This window comes from Priestia sp. RMT2NF4 (genome assembly GCF_047872835.1).
In the GTDB taxonomy this organism is placed as follows: Bacteria; Bacillota; Bacilli; order Bacillales; family Bacillaceae_H; genus Priestia; species Priestia zanthoxyli.
Map to the genome: position 1 here is coordinate 168,016 of NZ_JBLQZO010000002.1, position 15,248 is coordinate 183,263.

Here is a 15,248-nt window from a genome sequence, read left to right on the forward strand (position 1 = left end):
AAGGGGTAATGAAAATGAACACAATGAATATTAACGAAATCAAACAATACAAACACGAGCCTTTCACGGACTTTACGGTTGCTGAAAACAAAGATGCGTTTGAATCTGCATTAGAACTTGTACAATCAGAGCTTGGAAAGGACTATCCTCTTGTAATTGGCGGAGAATTCATTACAACAGAAGATCAAATTCAGTCCATTAACCCAGCAAATAAAGCAGAAGTTATCGGACGCGTGTCAAAAGCAGATCAAGACCTGGCTGAAAAAGCAATGCAAGCAGCACTTTCTACATTTAATACATGGAAAAAAGAAGCGCCGGAAGCTCGCGCTGACATTCTTTTCCGCGCAGCGGACATCATTCGCCGCCGCAAACATGAATTTTCAGCTTACCTTGTAAAAGAAGCAGGAAAGCCGTGGAATGAAGCAGATGCTGATACAGCAGAAGCAATTGACTTCCTTGAATATTACGCTCGCCAAATGGTGCAGCTAAAAGACGGCGCGCCTGTTGAGAGCCGCGAAGGTGAAGAAAATAAATTTAACTACATTCCGCTTGGTGTCGGCGTTATTATTTCACCGTTTAACTTCCCGCTAGCGATCATGGCTGGAACAGCAGCAGCAGCAATCGTAGCAGGAAATACGGTTCTATTAAAACCTGCTAACAACACACCGGTTATCGCAGCAAAATTTGTAGAAGTAATGAAAGAAGCTGGCCTTCCAGACGGTGTACTGAACTACGTGCCGGGAAGCGGAAGCGAAATTGGCGACTATTTAGTAGATCATCCAAAAACACGATTCGTTTCATTTACAGGTTCTCGTGAAGTAGGCTGCCGCATCTATGAACGCGCAGCAAAAGTACAGCCTGGTCAAATCTGGCTAAAACGCGTTATTGCTGAAATGGGCGGAAAAGACACGGTTGTTGTAGATAAAGATGCTGATTTAGATTTAGCTGCTTCTTCTATTGTGTATTCAGCGTTTGGCTTCTCTGGACAAAAGTGTTCAGCGGGCTCTCGTGCAGTTGTTCATCAAGACGTATACGATATCGTTCTTGAAAAAGCAGTTGCGCTGACAAAAACATTAACAATGGGCAGCCCTGAAGATGTAAACACGTATATGGGACCTGTTATTGATCAAGCTTCTTTCAACAAAATTACAAAGTACATTGAAATTGGTAAAGAAGAAGGCCGTTTAATGACGGGCGGAGAAGCAGATGATTCAAAAGGCTACTTCATCCAGCCTACGATTATTGCAGATGTAGATGAAAAAGCACGTTTAATGCAAGAAGAAATCTTCGGCCCAGTCGTAGCATTCTGCAAAGCGCGCGACTTCGATCATATGATGGAAATTGCGAACAACACTGACTACGGTTTAACAGGTGCCCTTCTTTCAAATACGCCTGAACACATTGAGCGTGCGAAAGAAGAGTTCCACGTTGGAAACCTTTATTTCAACCGCGGTTGTACAGGTGCCATCGTTGGGTACCAGCCGTTTGGCGGATTTAATATGTCAGGAACAGATTCAAAAGCTGGCGGTCCTGATTACTTGATTCTGCACCTGCAAGCAAAAACAACAAGCACAACGCTTTAATACTCAGTAGAGCAGCCCTAGGCTGCTCTATCTTAAAACAACAAGGGATTTTTTCTATAGGGGGAGATATTTATGTTAGCAGAGGTATCTAAAAATGTGTTTCTTCACGCTTCCCAAAATAAAGCGCTAAACAAAGCGGCGAAAAAATGGGGTCTTCGCTTTGGTGCAGCTCAAGTGGTAGCTGGCGACACAATTGAACATGCGATCAAAAAAGTACGGGAATTGAATGAAAAAGGGCTTGTTTGTACGCTTGATCATTTAGGGGAATTTGTTTCAAGCAGAGAAGAAGCTATCGAAGCAACTCAATATAACATCAGAACACTAGAAGCTATGGGCCAAGCCGGTGTAACGTGCAACTTATCTGTCAAAATGACGCAGCTTGGTTTGGATATTGACCGCAGCTTTTGCGTTGAGAACATGCGCCGCATTCTTGAAACGGCGAAAAAATACGATAACTTTGTTCGAATCGACATGGAAGACTATGCTCACTGTCAAATGACGCTAGATATTTTACGAGAGCTCCGCGAGACGTTTGATAATGTTGGAACGGTTATTCAAGCTTACCTATTCCGCGCTGAACAAGATGTAAAAGAGCTAAAAGGCATTCCTCTTCGATTGGTAAAAGGCGCGTATCAAGAATCACCAACCGTGGCGTTTCAAGACAAAGCCCAAATTGATGAGAACTATATGCGAATTATCGAAGAGCATTTGCTCAGTGGAACATACACGGCTATTGCATCTCACGACCACAATATTATTGCAAAAGTAAAAGAGTTCGCTCACAAAAATAACATCCCGCGCACGCAGTTTGAATTTCAAATGCTGTACGGATTCCGAACAGATATGCAGCTTAGCCTTGCAAAAGAAGGCTATACAATGCGCGTATACGTTCCCTTTGGCAACGACTGGTTTGGCTACTTTATGCGCCGCTTAGCGGAAAGACCGCAAAACGTCGCATTTGCTTTAAAAGGATTCTTTTCTAAATAAGCAGTTCGTTTAGTAAGGTTCGTAATGAAAACGCTATCATTTCTTTGTGCCCTTTGCGGATGCTTCTGCAAAGGGGTTTTTTTATACGATTTCTCTTCCCTTTTCGTATGTATTACGATAAAATACAAATACGAACAAACGTTCTTTTTATTACAAACAAAAAGGAGAATACATATGAATCCTCTATTAAAATTAGCACTGCCTCTCAAGCTAGAACCTTACCGAAAAGAAATTGAAAAAACATGTAAACCTTATATCCACATCCATACGGTCAGGAATAGTCCCAAATTATATGACAGCAAGTTCGGCGGCAACCCTTACCTGCCTCTAGAAGCAAATCATCCTCTCGACTCCGAGGGCAAGCCTATGTTAATGATGGCACAAATCAATTTTTCTGACGTGCCTCCCTATGAAAATATGCCTTCTCAAGGCATGCTTCAATTTTTCATTTGCGGAGCTGATAACAAAAACACCGGTGATGTGTATGGTCTGGATTTTGACCAACCCACGTCTCAAAAAGACTTTCGCGTCGTTTTTTATGAAGACATAACAACCGACGAAAACAAGTTAATAACCGATTTTACGTATCTAGAAGACGTTGACCGAGATATGTTCCCTATTCCTCAAGAAGTAGGCCTACAGTTTGAAATAAAAAGCGAACCCGTGTCTCCTACTGACTATCGATATAATGATATGGAATCAGATTTATTTGATGATGAAGAAATGGAAGAGATCTACTGGGATGAGCTTACGGGCGAGTATCATAAAATGGGCGGATACGCTTTTTTCACTCAAAGCGATCCTCGAGACTACGATGAAGCGCTGCGCGCATATAACGTTCTCCTTCTTCAATTCGCCATGGACGACGAAGCGGATATTATGTTTGGTGATGCGGGAGTGGCCAATTTCTTCATTAAAGAAGAAGACCTTCGCAACCGTAACTTTAAAGATGTTTTGTACAACTGGGACTGCTGTTAAAAAAACACCCTCTTAGAAAAGTATCTAGGAGGGCGTTTTTTTACATTATTATTATTTACTACTCAGTCTGTTTTTCCAGCCCTTGCAGCATTCAGCGTTTCTTTAAACTGCTGTAGCGCTTTTACATCTGCAAATGCGCTTGTAGGAATAACGTATCCGCTCATTGCACTAACAAGAATAAAGATATGTTCATCGGTTTCTCTAATTTGAGTGATGCTTGACCAAGGAGTCTTCACTTCTCCTTTTAAGCTTTTCTCTACCAAGCCATCTTCCGTAACCATCATAGTATGCTCACCTGTCAGACTGCTGTTATCTCCTTCATTTATTACCTTTATAATGTTCTTTTTAATACTTCCGTAAAAATACTTCGGATAAAATAAAAACCAAAGAACCGCAAGCAGCGCAAATGCTACGAACATGCCAAGTAAAAACTCTCCTTCAACCCACGAAACAAGCAAAGGAATAAGAAGAAAAATAAGCGACATCCATCGCTGAACTTTCAGCACTTTTTGTACTCTTTCCGAATGTTGAGCATGATGCATATTAAAAGCCACATAATCATCTTTTGTTAACGTATAGTGATATTCCATATTAATCTCCAATTCTTCTAAATAACAACAAAATAAAATATACCTCATTTGGTGTTATATGTATATAAAATAATAAGTTTTTCTTATGAAACACATCAACTTTTTATCATTTATTTACAGTGATACATCACGTAAACTTAACTAGTACTCTACTAGTTAAGGGGGAATGTTTATGACTTTTACACTAACGCATATTGATCATATTCAGCTAGCTGCACCACCGCATTCAGAAAGCAAAGCACGACACTTTTTTGGAACCGTTCTTGGCTTAACAGAAATTGAAAAGCCGGAAAGTCTTAAAAAACGCGGCGGCGTGTGGTTTGAATTTGGTTCTTATCAGCTGCATATTGGTGTTGAACCTACCTTTTCACCTGCCAAAAAAGCGCATCCAGGATTTTATGTTAAAAACCTCCCTGCGTTCAAAGATCATCTGAGTAGCTTTGGTATTTCTTTTATAGAAGACAAAAACATTCCCGGTACTGAAAGAATTTACGTGGATGATCCATTTGGGAACCGTATGGAGTTCTTAGAAAGAAAAAACCTTCCTTTTCCCAGCTGAAATTCGGACAAAAAGACTGTGACAAACGTATTTTAGTTGAAGGAAGATCCGAACAATTATTCGTTCGGATTTTTTTATTGGTGTGATGAACGTAGGTTTCATGCATGTAGATACTTCTAGCGGTTGACTGGAAGGCAAGACGAAGACTCCTGCGGGGAAAGCGGAACAGGTGAGCCCCCGCAGGAGCGTGCGCGACGAGGAGGCTCACCGGCCGTCCGCGGAAAGCGAAGTCTTGCACGGAAATCAACCGCGGTGTCAAAAGCGCTCCATACTAGCTCCTTTACCTCATTTGTTCGTCTTTAGATTAAATGCCTCAATCTCGTTGTTTTCGCCCTTCTTTTTGCTTTTCTTTCCACAGCATGTATAGCAATAGCCCCAGTACACAAAATGCCACGCCAAACATCGTTAAAGGAAATAACAGTGTATTAATAAAATGATGATAAACCCATGAATCGTTCATCTAACCAGCTCCAATATGCACCGTTTTTTTATAGTATGCCCTACTATAACCTTTTTTATATTGTGTTAAATATCATGGTTTCTATCATATTTCTTTTTCTTTTTAATAGAGTAAATAGTAGATACATAACATTCTCCTCTTAGAGTTCTTATTCGCTGATTTCAAAATTTTATTAGAGGAGGTTTACTCTATGAAAAAAAAGTTCACTGAAAAGCCTAAAAAGCTTTTTTGGATTCTTTCTTATAAATCATTAATTATCGCTATACTATTTGTTCTGTTAACATCTGCCGCTATTTTTACCGTCACGTATTCAACTCTTCAGCATACGCTGCGCTCGAACGTTGTCTATCAAGCGCTATCAAATTATAAAGCTCAAAGCTTGTTCTACTTCATGCATACGGAAAACCATCATTTCTCTCATGCCTTTGAAGAAGACTTCTCCCCGCCTCCTCTTTCTTCTGTCGCCCTGCAGCTTGCGACGAATATTCGCGTGGCGGATACAAGAAGTCTATTTGGATCAGAACTGCCCGGCTTTTCTATTTTTGATTCTCATATTCTGTTAGCTGGTGAAGGAACGGATTATACCACGATTCCTCATGAATCGGCTCCTCCTCTCGAAAGCATTTCTGGAGAGCGTGATTTGGATCCTGCTGAAAGCAAAACGTACGAAGAAAGCAAAAAACAGTCTCAAACACAGGCTAAGCAAAGCACGGGAGACAGAAAAGTTGTGTACATCTACCACACGCACAGCTGGGAATCTTATTTCCCTTTACTTGGTATGCCAGGTGAAGCGAACGAAAATAAAGCAGTAGATAACAAAACCAACATCACGCTCGTTGGTCAAATGCTAGGAATGGAATTAAAAGCAGACGGAATCGGATCGGAAGTAGATACAACCAACATGACGCAAAAGCTGAATGAAAAAGGCTGGGGTACAGGACGAGCCTATGCGATGTCTCGAAGCGTGGTGGAAACAGCTCTTCAGCAAAACCAAGACGTCGATTATTTAATTGATATTCATCGTGATTCACTACGTCAAGAAAAAACAACGGCTACTATCAACGGCAAATCGTACGCTAAAATAATGATTGTATTAGGTGAAGCGAATCCGAAATTTGATGAAAATGTAAAAATGGCTAAAGCGATTCATGAAAAGCTAGAGGAAAAATATCCAGGCCTTAGCCGCGGAGTATTAAGCAAAAAGAAAACAAGCGGCAATAACGGCCTGTATAATCAAGACTTATCCGACCGCTCCATTTTAATTGAAGTAGGCGGCGTCGATAACAATATGGAAGAACTCACAAATACCGTCAAAGCCTTTTCTGATGTGTTCAGCGAGTATTATTGGCAAGCTGAAAAAGTGAATGCGCAGTAAATAAAAAACTAGCTACTCAAGATAGCTAGTTTTTGTTTTTATGAGAGTCACGCTTCTCCTTTTCTTCACAAGCAAAGCAGACAAGCTTCCCTTCAACAACCACACCGTTCAAAAATCCCTCTAAACAGTACACGTTCTTTTGACATATCGTGCAGATTCCAACGTACTCTTTCACGACTTTCTCACTCCTTACATACGATTAAAAACCATAAAAAAAAGCTCTATTAAAGAGCTTCTTTCCGTACATAGGATTTTCCTTCATTTCAACAAACGGCTCATTTCCTCAGGAGAAAGCGGCTTATCAAATAGATAGCCTTGACCGATATGACAGCCTTGTTCCGTCACAAACTGCAGCTGTTCTTCGTTTTCGATTCCTTCTGCGGTTAGGGCAAAATTAAGTTTTTTCCCCATTTGAATAATCGTTTCCACCAGCACTTTTCCAACTTCATCTAAGTCGTCAATAAATGATTTATCAATTTTTAACGTATTGATTGGCAAGTGTTTAAGATAGCTGAGAGAAGAGTAGCACGTTCCGAAATCATCCATCGCCACTTTTATCCCTAGACTCCGCAGGCGGTTTAGCACTTTTTTCGATTCTTGACTGTTTTGAATAACGCTTTCGGTGATTTCAAGTTCTAGAAAGTGCGGCTCAAGGCCCGTTTTCTTCAAAATTTGTTCCATGTCCGTTACAAATCGTGAGGACTTCAGCTGAATAGGTGACACGTTCACCCCTATTTTACTCGCTTTTAAATTTATCTCCGTCCATGCTTTCATTTGCTGACATGCTTCTTCTAATACCCATTTGCCAACCGGTACAATCAAACCAACTTCTTCTAAAATGGGCAAAAATTCATTTGGATAGACAGTACCAAATTTTGCGCTATTCCAGCGGATAAGCGCTTCTGCCCCTATGACATCAGACGTTTTCAAATCGATTAACGGCTGATAAACGAGCTGAAACTCATTTCTTTCTAACGCATACTTTAACTCATTCTCCATGCTGATCGTTTTAATGATTTTTTCATTTGATGAAGAAGAACTCATTTCATATGTGTTTCGCCCATTTCGTTTTGCTACATACATCGCAATATCTGCTTGCTTAATTAACCTGTCAATTAGTTCATCTGCGTCTTTTGGAATAATATGCTGCTGACATTCCTTTGAAAATAGGCTGATGCCAACGCTTGTAGAGGTTAGCACTTTATCTCCGTCTATATAAAAAGGAAGCGACATTTCTTTTACAATCTGCTCGGTCATTTCTTCAATTTCCTCAACAGTTTTTAGTGTATGAAGCACTAAAATAAACTCATCGCCCCCGTGCCGCGAGATAAAATCAGAGGACGGAATACATTTTTTTAATCTTTCTGCTACGCGCCTCAGCAGCACATCGCCGTGATGATGGCCAAGCGTATCATTTATTGATTTGAAGCGGTCTAAATCTAAAAATAAAATAGCCAGCAGTTCTGGAGATTCTTCATCTAAAAACAGTTTTTTTAGCTGTTTGTTTAACCAGTAGCGGTTAGGTAAATTAGTTAACGGATCATAATAAGCCATTTGCTTAATTTTTTCTTCATATGCTTTTCGCTTTGTAATATCATTGCGAATTGATACGTACTGATACGGTTTTCCTCGTTCATCTAAAAATGGAACAATGGTTGTATCCACCCAGTAATACGAACCGTCTCTTGCCTTGTTTTTTATTTCTCCGTGCCAGACCTTACCTGAGCTGATTGTACTCCATAACTCTTTAAAAAACCGTTTTGAGTGATGTTTCGAATTAATAATACGATGATCTTGACCGAGAAGCTCATGTCTTTCATATTTAGAAATTTCACAGAATTTATCGTTCACGTGATTGATGAATCCGCGACTATCTGTAATCGCTACAATCGATGATTCATTTAACGCAAGTTCAATATCATTTAGTTTTTTCAGCGCTTCTTTAAATTTATATTCAAAATGCCTGTTTTCCATATCCTATACACCTTTATCAAAATTTTAACGATAAAACAAAACCCATGACGAAATGATAGAGAGGAATCGTGAATAATGAATACAATTTAATTAGCAATGGACAGCGAATTAGTTTGTCCGATTGCCTTACATTCGTAAAATAGTAAGCGTACAATTGCCGCTTTTCCTCTTTACACCTTTACAAACTTCTTACACGCAGTTTGTAAAAGGATTGATAGATAGTTTCGTTTATCCATATCTGTTATCACAACTTTTCTATGGTAACATTAAAATGATTTTTATAGAAATGAAAGTGTACTTTCTTCACGTAATTGACATACCTTTTGATGGTAAACAGAAAAAAGCCTCTGCTTTAGACAGAGGCTTTTTTCACTTTCTTCTCATGAGCTCGTACGCGTCAGCCACGGAAGAATAAGATATTGAAAGGTTTTGTTGTACACAACAATCCGGTTAAGATAATACGGATCGTTGTCTTTTGTAATAACATGAGGGGCTAAAATAGCTGCTTGGTGAAAACCAGCATCTTTCACAATCTTAGCTACGTCATCATTCGTATTGCCGTATGGATAGGCAAAGTAAACGGGGTCTATTCCTAAATGGTTCTTAATCGTTTCTTTGCTTTTTCGTAAATCACGAGCAAACGCGCTGTATTTAGCAGGCGTCAGAAATAAAGGCTTGTCTTCTTCTAAACGGTGCATATCATATGTATGCGAACCGATTGTCGCAAGGCCGCTGTCTTTCATTTCTTTTAGCTGACTCCATGAAGCCATATTTAAATTTTGAAAGTCCTCTGCTCCCACTTGTCCTGCGATTACATATAGCGTAAACGGAATGTTTTCCTTTTTCAAAATTGGAAAAGCGTTTTGATACACGGTACGGTCAATATCGTCAAATGAAATCCATACGCAGCGTTTTGGAAACGTGCCTTTTTGCTGATACGTTTCAATATCTTTTGGCGTAACAAACGTAGCGTCAAGTTCCTTCAGCTTTTTTAACTGTTGTTCAAAATCATTGCTGTAGACGCTGTACTCTGTCAGTTCGTCAGACTTTGTAACTGAGCTGACAATTCGATTAAACCAATTATGCTTGCGCACGCGATGATAATTTAAGCCTAAGCATCCGTTCGTCTCAAGCGCTGGCTCCACGGTCGTTGTTGCTTTCGCCTTATCTTCCCAGTTCACTACTTTAAAGAAAATAAAGCCAACTACCGCTGACGCAATTAAAAGAAAGAATACATATTTCTTCATGCGTGCTTCCTCTCCTCAGTATGTTTTAACGGATTAACATCAAACTCTATGTACTGTGCACGCTGAAGCTCTTGAATTTGATCCTTCGATAAAAGCTCAAGACGCTCTAAATCTTTAATACTCGTATACGCCGGCTCTTTTCGTCGGTTTAAGCTTCCAAATCTCTTTTTGTTGTAGAATCTCCATAAAAACAGAGCCAGGAAAAAGAAGCAAAAAATAGCGAGTCCAATTACTAAAAACGTTCGAATTTCGCCGTTCGTCGTTTTGAACGCAATTTTTAATACCCCGCTGTAACGGTCATTTACGCCGATAACAGCTGAAAGGAAAAACCAAAGAACAATGGCACAATACAGCCAAAAAACAGATGAAACAATGATGCTTATCACGAATCGAGCAAGAGGCTGCTTAGCTTGAATCATGATTTGCTCTTCGTTAAGCCGCGGTCTGGACTGCTCCATGTGGCATAGCCTCCTTTCACTCTAGATCTGATAGCACGAGGAAACGCGCCCACTACCACAATCGTATTGACAATCCAGTAAAGCGCTGGGTACCATGCAGCCCAGACGTAATACCGCTTCACGTTGTCGTATTTCGAATCAATTTTCAGCGCAATAAACAGCTGAATTAAGCTCATAAATACAAGGGAAAATGACGTAAACGTAAACCAAAACAGTATGTCTTGAGGACTGCTCGCGGTAACAAGCAGCATGATCGTCACAAACAGCCATGCGAATGACCAAAGAGTACTGATCCACTGCTCTAGGTATACAATCCAAATTCTGCGCTGCTTCCATTTTAATAACACTTTCCAGTGGCGAAGCATTACCTCTTGCCCACCTTGAGCCCAACGTACTCGCTGCTTCCAAATTCCTTTTAAGGTTTCGGGCACAAGCATCCAGCACAATGCCCGCGGTTCATAGCGGATATCCCAAAAGCGCTGCTGCAGCTTCCAGCTTACGGCGATATCTTCCGTAATCATGTCACGATCCCACAGCCCGACGTCCACAAGTGCTTTCTTTCGAAAAGCCACTACTACGCCTGAGACCGTCATTACTTTTCCTAAAATTCGCTGTGTTCGTTTAATAGAACCGATAATAGAAGAATACTCAACTAGCTGAATGCGACTCAGCAGCGTATTACGGTTTCGAATGCGCGGATTTCCGGTAACGGCTCCCAGCCGTTCCCCTTTATGAAGAAAATGATGGATTAGATAATACGGAGCGTCTTGATCTAAAATAGCGTCTGAATCTAAGCAGATTAAAAACTCAGCTTTAGATGCGTGCGCACCTAAATGCAACGCGTTGGCTTTTCCTTTATTTTCATAAAGCTGAATCACACGAACTTCAGGGTGATTCCTGCTGATTTCCTTTAAAATATCAGCTGTTCCATCGGTGCTTCCATCGTTAATAAGAATGATTTCTTTAGACGGATAATCTAACGCCAAAAGGTGCTTAAGCGTTTCTTCAATCGTTTCTTCTTCATTATAGCAAGGCACTAAAAAGCTCACTAACGGCCAATCAACTGTTGAAAAATCAACTTTAGGATCTCGGTCGCGATAGCGTATGTAAATAAGCGTGCCCGCAATCCAAAATAAAGACATAATAAATGGATACCAGAAAACAAAGCTCGCGAGCTTTTCAAATCCAGGTATTAATACGTGTTGCATATTCATTTTTCTGACTCCTTCATACCAATTAAAATTGCACAGAGTGACAATTTTATCATTAAATTGGTTAAATAGAACATAGTAATTTTAACCATCTAAAAAAAGAGTCTTTTAAACTACGTTTATTCCTATATTATACAACCCCTTTATGTAAGTAAGAAGCACCAATAAAGGATGGGCAAGTTACCTACTTAAAGAAGTGACATATAGTATCACTGTAGATTTCTTTCACCATAAAAAACGTGAGGGTTGCAGCTAGTATATGAAAGAAATTCTTTCCCTAAGGAGGAATAACAAATATGAACGAACAAATCCAAAAACTGCTCAATAACTTAATTCAACTTGAACACGTCTCTTCAACTTTGTACCTAGCTATGTCTAACTATATGAATCGATTAAACTATAAAGGAATGGGCAGCTGGCTACGCCTGCAGTCTGAAGAAGAACGCACTCATATGCTAAAACTTATTGACTACTTAGTTGATCGCGGCGGAACGGTTGAATTAAGTTCTTTACCTGCTCAGCCAAGTGAGTTTGGGACACCGTTAGAAACATTTCAAAAAGTATTGGAGCATGAAAAGTTCGTCACAAATTCTTATCGTCAAGCGTTTCAATTTATCAGCCAAGCGAACGATCCTCAAACCCTAGTCATCGTGCAGGACTTTTTGAGAGAACAAGTCGATGAAGAAGCTCAGGCTCAGACAATTGTAGACCGCTTAAAAATTGCTCAAAATAACCCTGCAGCTATTTTTATACTCGATCAAGAACTAGGACAGCGAAAAGCTGCGCCGGCAGCGGGCGGAGCAGCTGCGCAAGGTTAAACGCGCAGAAGAGCACCGAACAATGTACAAAAACAATAACACGCCTCCCGTTTCCTTGCTTCGAGTTGGGATTCATCACGGCTATTACGGCTATCCGCCCAATGTGTACGACGCCATTCAAAGGCTTATGAATCAATATATGCATCAGCTTCACTATCATCGTCCTCAGTACGTTCACGTGTACTACGTGCACCCTTCTCTTATTCACTACTACCTTCACTGAGTGGAGGAAAACAGGAATTTTGTTTCATGAAGAAATTCACCGCTTTTCCACCTAATTCAGGAATTCCAATCAAAAATATGGATATTTATGCTAATATAAAATTTGTTAATCATATAAAGAAATAATATTAGCGGGGTGTCATATGGATAATCAATACGTTGTAGGATGGGGAACGCTGGCTCTAATTAATGCCGGATTAGCGCAAGGTAAAAATCGAACCGGTCTGAACTGGTTCTTATTATCTCTTGCTTTAGGACCGCTTGCTACCTTCATCTTACTGCTGGTTGAAAAACGATAAAATTAGCTCAAAGCTCATTACATTGAGCTTTTTTCTTTATTCTTCAACTATAACTGCTCTCCAAAACAAGTAAAAAAGCACTGCTTGAAATTTTTTTCTAGGCTTAATATGCATAAATCTATTCATCATTCAGACTGAGTTCCGCGGCATTTTTTGATTAAAAACCTACATCTACTCTTTAGAAATAGGGTATTGGCCCTTTTTAAGCCTTTTTTTCTTTCTCTTCTTGCGATAAAACCAAAAGAAAGAATAACGCTTTTATTCTATGCTTTTTCAATTATAGATTAACTTGTTTTCTTCAGATGATTACCATTTACACGGGAAAGCTGTGCATCTACTGAATGAGGTCAAACTTCCTGTATTTCTCAATCTGTAGGATGAATAAATACTCATTTGCTTCATTTGACAAAGAAATAAATGCTGTGTAATTTAAGTAACATACCCCATCTAAACTGTTTTTAGAAAGGATTAAGTAGCAAGATGCGTACAAAAAAAGAAGAGTGTATAATTGATGAAATGGGAAGAGTATCCCTTCCTTCTTTGTTTATGCAAATAACGAAACTCGAGACGAACGACAAAGTTCTTTTACGGAGCTGTGATGATTGGATTATTATTGATCATCATGATGAAAATGTCCCCGTTCCTTCTCATATCTTCATTCGAACAATTGACCATATGGGTAGAATAGTCATTCCCAGATCCCTACGAGATGACTATGAACTTAAGCCCTTTGATTATGTAGAACTATACTTAGTAGAACAGCAAATTGTTGTGAAAAAAAGAGACGAAAAATCGATAGCGCTTTCACAAAAACCTGCGGCGTCTCCTCCTTATTATGCATCATTAACCGGACGGCAGATTCAGCTCACTTCTGAACTGTTAACGTCAGTCGAATTGGGTGCAAACATGGAGGTTCAATTTTTTATTAACCAAGAAAATAACATTGTGATTCGAAAATATGAAATGAGTTTTGGTAAGAAAACGTCTTTAACATTTACGGCTCAATCTCGAAAAATTGATGACCGTTTTCGACTTACTATTCCTAAAAAGCTGCGAGATGATTTCTCTATTCACTCAGGTACAATGTTAAAAATAAAGAAGGGCAATAAGCAGCTAATTTTAGAAAAAGTGGAAAATGAAAAAGAGATTAGCAGCGTATTATCTCAGCAAATAGACGCGGCAATTGTTGAAAAATTACCGAAATAAGAACGACGCCAAAAACAAATGGTTTCCTACGGATTCAAAGCAAAAGCTAAGAGTTACGCATAGACTGACCCTTTCTATACTCAACTCTTAGCTTTTAGACTTAGCTTCCATAAACGTGTACAAGCCGGTTACTCCACATGATAGCACTATCTCCAAAATAATACACCATTTCCATATCCATCAAAATCATTGTAACTAATTTGAATATATGATTATAATAAGATACTTTGCATAGAGGAGGCTGATTTAGTTGAAGATCTCAACAGGAGCTGAATTTTACGATAATGACGAGACGTTTTTGGCTTATACAAAACGCAGGCAGCAAAAAGAAAATGCCAACGATACGATTGAAAAACCGGCCATTTTACAGCTTCTAGGTGATGTTGCAAATGCAAACGTTTTAGACTTAGGGTGCGGAAACGCTGGATTTGGTGCGGAGCTTCTTGCACAAGGCTGTTTCTCTTATACCGGAGTAGACGGCTCTATCAATATGATAAATGCAGCTCAGCAACAGCTTTCAAACTATCCAAATGCAGAAGTGATCCATGAACCGATGGAGCACTATACTCCGCCCCGTGACAAATACGATTTAGTTACCGCAAGACTGTCTCTTCACTATATAGAAGACTTAGCTTCCATTTTTACTAAAGTAAATCAAGCACTCAAACCTGAAGGAAGGCTTATTTTTTCCGTTGAACATCCAGTTATTACGTCTACTCTTCAGCCTTCCGCTCTCCGCACAAACTGGACCGTGGACAACTATTTCTTCATGGGATTCCGTCAGCAGCACTGGATGGGTGGATACGTTCAAAAGTATCATCGCACGCTTGAAGAGTACTTTTCTTTGATGCAGCAAAGTGGATTCACCATTACAAATTTAAAAGAAGCATGTCCTCAAAATGAACATTTCGACAGCGCTGAAACTTACGAGCGTCGAATGCGTATTCCTTTGTTTTTACTGATGAGCGGTGTGAAGAATAGATAAATAAAAGAGATTGAGACATAACTCAATGGATTCAATCTAAAGACGAACAAACAGGATTAACAATCTAGCATGGATGGCTACACCGCTGTTAATTTCCGTGCAAAGCTTCGCTTTCCGCGGGAGTCTTCGCCTTGTCCTCCAATCAACCGCTAGAAGCACCTACATACATGAAATCTACGTTCAACCTAACCATGAAAAAATCCGAACGAGTTAGATTCCCATTTAGAATCTTCACCGTTCGGATTTTCTTTTAACTAAAATACTTTTGTTCTAGCCTCTCTCGTACCTTTAAAACC

Annotated in this window: 17 protein-coding genes; 11 read left to right on the top strand and 6 right to left on the bottom strand. The window is 39.7% G+C overall.

The features are described 5' to 3' along the window. Positions 1-14: 14 nt before the first annotated feature. The 3 genes from pruA to ACMX9J_RS10045 all read left to right on the top strand — a co-directional run bounded on the left by pruA (position 15) and on the right by ACMX9J_RS10045 (position 3,548). Complete coding sequence (gene pruA / locus ACMX9J_RS10035; protein WP_028414951.1) at positions 15-1,583, top strand: L-glutamate gamma-semialdehyde dehydrogenase; 1,569 nt, start codon at positions 15-17, stop codon at positions 1,581-1,583. Positions 1,584-1,655: 72 nt separating this feature from the next. Continuing rightward, positions 1,656-2,570 carry a proline dehydrogenase family protein gene (locus ACMX9J_RS10040; RefSeq protein WP_033579975.1) on the top strand — a complete coding sequence of 305 codons (915 nt, stop codon included), beginning with the start codon at positions 1,656-1,658 and terminating at the stop codon, positions 2,568-2,570. 174 nt (positions 2,571-2,744) lie between these two features. Next, positions 2,745-3,548 (top strand): YwqG family protein, encoded by an 804-nt coding sequence (locus tag ACMX9J_RS10045; RefSeq protein WP_416225758.1) that lies wholly within the window; start codon positions 2,745-2,747, stop codon positions 3,546-3,548. Positions 3,549-3,610: 62 nt separating this feature from the next. Here the strand turns inward: ACMX9J_RS10045 and ACMX9J_RS10050 are convergent, their stop codons facing one another. Continuing rightward, on the bottom strand, positions 3,611-4,138 hold the full coding sequence (locus ACMX9J_RS10050) for a YcxB family protein (protein WP_047750029.1): 528 nt from the start codon (positions 4,136-4,138) through the stop codon (positions 3,611-3,613). A 172-nt stretch (positions 4,139-4,310) separates the two neighbouring features. Here ACMX9J_RS10050 and ACMX9J_RS10055 point away from each other — a divergent pair, with 172 nt between their 5' ends. Then, a complete protein-coding gene (locus ACMX9J_RS10055) occupies positions 4,311-4,697 on the top strand; it encodes a VOC family protein (protein ID WP_047750027.1) in 387 nt (128 codons plus the stop codon). A 123-nt stretch (positions 4,698-4,820) separates the two neighbouring features. Further along, on the top strand, positions 4,821-5,000 hold the full coding sequence (locus tag ACMX9J_RS10060; RefSeq protein ID WP_080754473.1) for a hypothetical protein: 180 nt from the start codon (positions 4,821-4,823) through the stop codon (positions 4,998-5,000). 10 nt (positions 5,001-5,010) lie between these two features. Here the strand turns inward: ACMX9J_RS10060 and ACMX9J_RS10065 are convergent, their stop codons facing one another. Beyond that, complete coding sequence (locus ACMX9J_RS10065) at positions 5,011-5,157, bottom strand: hypothetical protein (protein ID WP_176343531.1); 147 nt, start codon at positions 5,155-5,157, stop codon at positions 5,011-5,013. Between the two features lie 190 nt (positions 5,158-5,347). Between ACMX9J_RS10065 and spoIIP the strand changes: the two genes are divergently transcribed. Next, on the top strand, positions 5,348-6,532 hold the full coding sequence (spoIIP, locus tag ACMX9J_RS10070) for a stage II sporulation protein P (protein WP_034271278.1): 1,185 nt from the start codon (positions 5,348-5,350) through the stop codon (positions 6,530-6,532). Between the two features lie 258 nt (positions 6,533-6,790). Here the strand turns inward: spoIIP and ACMX9J_RS10075 are convergent, their stop codons facing one another. The 4 genes from ACMX9J_RS10075 to pgaC form a co-directional block, all read right to left on the bottom strand. Beyond that, positions 6,791-8,506: a putative bifunctional diguanylate cyclase/phosphodiesterase gene (locus tag ACMX9J_RS10075; RefSeq protein WP_047750026.1), complete on the bottom strand. Its 1,716-nt coding sequence runs from the start codon at positions 8,504-8,506 to the stop codon at positions 6,791-6,793. A 380-nt stretch (positions 8,507-8,886) separates the two neighbouring features. Continuing rightward, the gene (gene icaB / locus ACMX9J_RS10080; RefSeq protein ID WP_416225759.1) at positions 8,887-9,753 is read right to left on the bottom strand and encodes an intercellular adhesin biosynthesis polysaccharide N-deacetylase; all 867 of its coding nucleotides are present in this window, start codon (positions 9,751-9,753) and stop codon (positions 8,887-8,889) included. Next, complete coding sequence (gene pgaD, locus ACMX9J_RS10085) at positions 9,750-10,211, bottom strand: poly-beta-1,6-N-acetyl-D-glucosamine biosynthesis protein PgaD (RefSeq protein WP_047750023.1); 462 nt, start codon at positions 10,209-10,211, stop codon at positions 9,750-9,752. Before pgaD ends, icaB begins: the two co-directional genes overlap by 4 nt. After that, positions 10,169-11,425, bottom strand: coding sequence for a poly-beta-1,6-N-acetyl-D-glucosamine synthase (gene pgaC / locus ACMX9J_RS10090; RefSeq protein WP_033579968.1), 1,257 nt, complete (start codon positions 11,423-11,425; stop codon positions 10,169-10,171). Before pgaC ends, pgaD begins: the two co-directional genes overlap by 43 nt. Before the next feature lie 293 nt (positions 11,426-11,718). Between pgaC and ACMX9J_RS10095 the strand changes: the two genes are divergently transcribed. From ACMX9J_RS10095 to ACMX9J_RS10115, 5 genes are all read left to right on the top strand, one after another. Next, entirely contained in the window at positions 11,719-12,240 is a 522-nt protein-coding gene (locus ACMX9J_RS10095) for a ferritin (RefSeq protein ID WP_014458733.1), read from the top strand. A 22-nt stretch (positions 12,241-12,262) separates the two neighbouring features. Beyond that, positions 12,263-12,463 carry a hypothetical protein gene (locus tag ACMX9J_RS10100; RefSeq protein ID WP_014458732.1) on the top strand — a complete coding sequence of 67 codons (201 nt, stop codon included), beginning with the start codon at positions 12,263-12,265 and terminating at the stop codon, positions 12,461-12,463. Between the two features lie 142 nt (positions 12,464-12,605). After that, a complete protein-coding gene (locus ACMX9J_RS10105) occupies positions 12,606-12,761 on the top strand; it encodes a hypothetical protein (RefSeq protein ID WP_014458731.1) in 156 nt (51 codons plus the stop codon). Between the two features lie 480 nt (positions 12,762-13,241). Beyond that, on the top strand, positions 13,242-13,967 hold the full coding sequence (locus ACMX9J_RS10110; RefSeq protein WP_098626199.1) for an AbrB/MazE/SpoVT family DNA-binding domain-containing protein: 726 nt from the start codon (positions 13,242-13,244) through the stop codon (positions 13,965-13,967). 250 nt (positions 13,968-14,217) lie between these two features. Further along, the gene (locus ACMX9J_RS10115) at positions 14,218-14,952 is read left to right on the top strand and encodes a class I SAM-dependent methyltransferase (RefSeq protein ID WP_328141744.1); all 735 of its coding nucleotides are present in this window, start codon (positions 14,218-14,220) and stop codon (positions 14,950-14,952) included. Positions 14,953-15,248 lie beyond the last annotated feature (296 nt).

Bases quoted from the DNA above. Each gene is read 5' to 3' on its own strand.
- ACMX9J_RS10105 (WP_014458731.1), top strand. From the start codon at position 12,606: ATGGATAATCAATACGTTGTAGGATGGGGAACGCTGGCTCTAATTAAT.
- ACMX9J_RS10040 (WP_033579975.1), top strand. From the start codon at position 1,656: ATGTTAGCAGAGGTATCTAAAAATGTGTTTCTTCACGCTTCCCAAAAT.
- spoIIP (WP_034271278.1), top strand. From the start codon at position 5,348: ATGAAAAAAAAGTTCACTGAAAAGCCTAAAAAGCTTTTTTGGATTCTT.
- pgaC (WP_033579968.1), bottom strand. From the start codon at position 11,425: ATGAATATGCAACACGTATTAATACCTGGATTTGAAAAGCTCGCGAGC.
- pgaD (WP_047750023.1), bottom strand. From the start codon at position 10,211: ATGGAGCAGTCCAGACCGCGGCTTAACGAAGAGCAAATCATGATTCAA.
- ACMX9J_RS10050 (WP_047750029.1), bottom strand. From the start codon at position 4,138: ATGGAATATCACTATACGTTAACAAAAGATGATTATGTGGCTTTTAAT.
- pruA (WP_028414951.1), top strand. From the start codon at position 15: ATGAACACAATGAATATTAACGAAATCAAACAATACAAACACGAGCCT.
- ACMX9J_RS10095 (WP_014458733.1), top strand. From the start codon at position 11,719: ATGAACGAACAAATCCAAAAACTGCTCAATAACTTAATTCAACTTGAA.
- ACMX9J_RS10100 (WP_014458732.1), top strand. From the start codon at position 12,263: ATGTACAAAAACAATAACACGCCTCCCGTTTCCTTGCTTCGAGTTGGG.
- ACMX9J_RS10065 (WP_176343531.1), bottom strand. From the start codon at position 5,157: ATGAACGATTCATGGGTTTATCATCATTTTATTAATACACTGTTATTT.
- icaB (WP_416225759.1), bottom strand. From the start codon at position 9,753: ATGAAGAAATATGTATTCTTTCTTTTAATTGCGTCAGCGGTAGTTGGC.
- ACMX9J_RS10045 (WP_416225758.1), top strand. From the start codon at position 2,745: ATGAATCCTCTATTAAAATTAGCACTGCCTCTCAAGCTAGAACCTTAC.
- ACMX9J_RS10110 (WP_098626199.1), top strand. From the start codon at position 13,242: ATGCGTACAAAAAAAGAAGAGTGTATAATTGATGAAATGGGAAGAGTA.
- ACMX9J_RS10075 (WP_047750026.1), bottom strand. From the start codon at position 8,506: ATGGAAAACAGGCATTTTGAATATAAATTTAAAGAAGCGCTGAAAAAA.
- ACMX9J_RS10055 (WP_047750027.1), top strand. From the start codon at position 4,311: ATGACTTTTACACTAACGCATATTGATCATATTCAGCTAGCTGCACCA.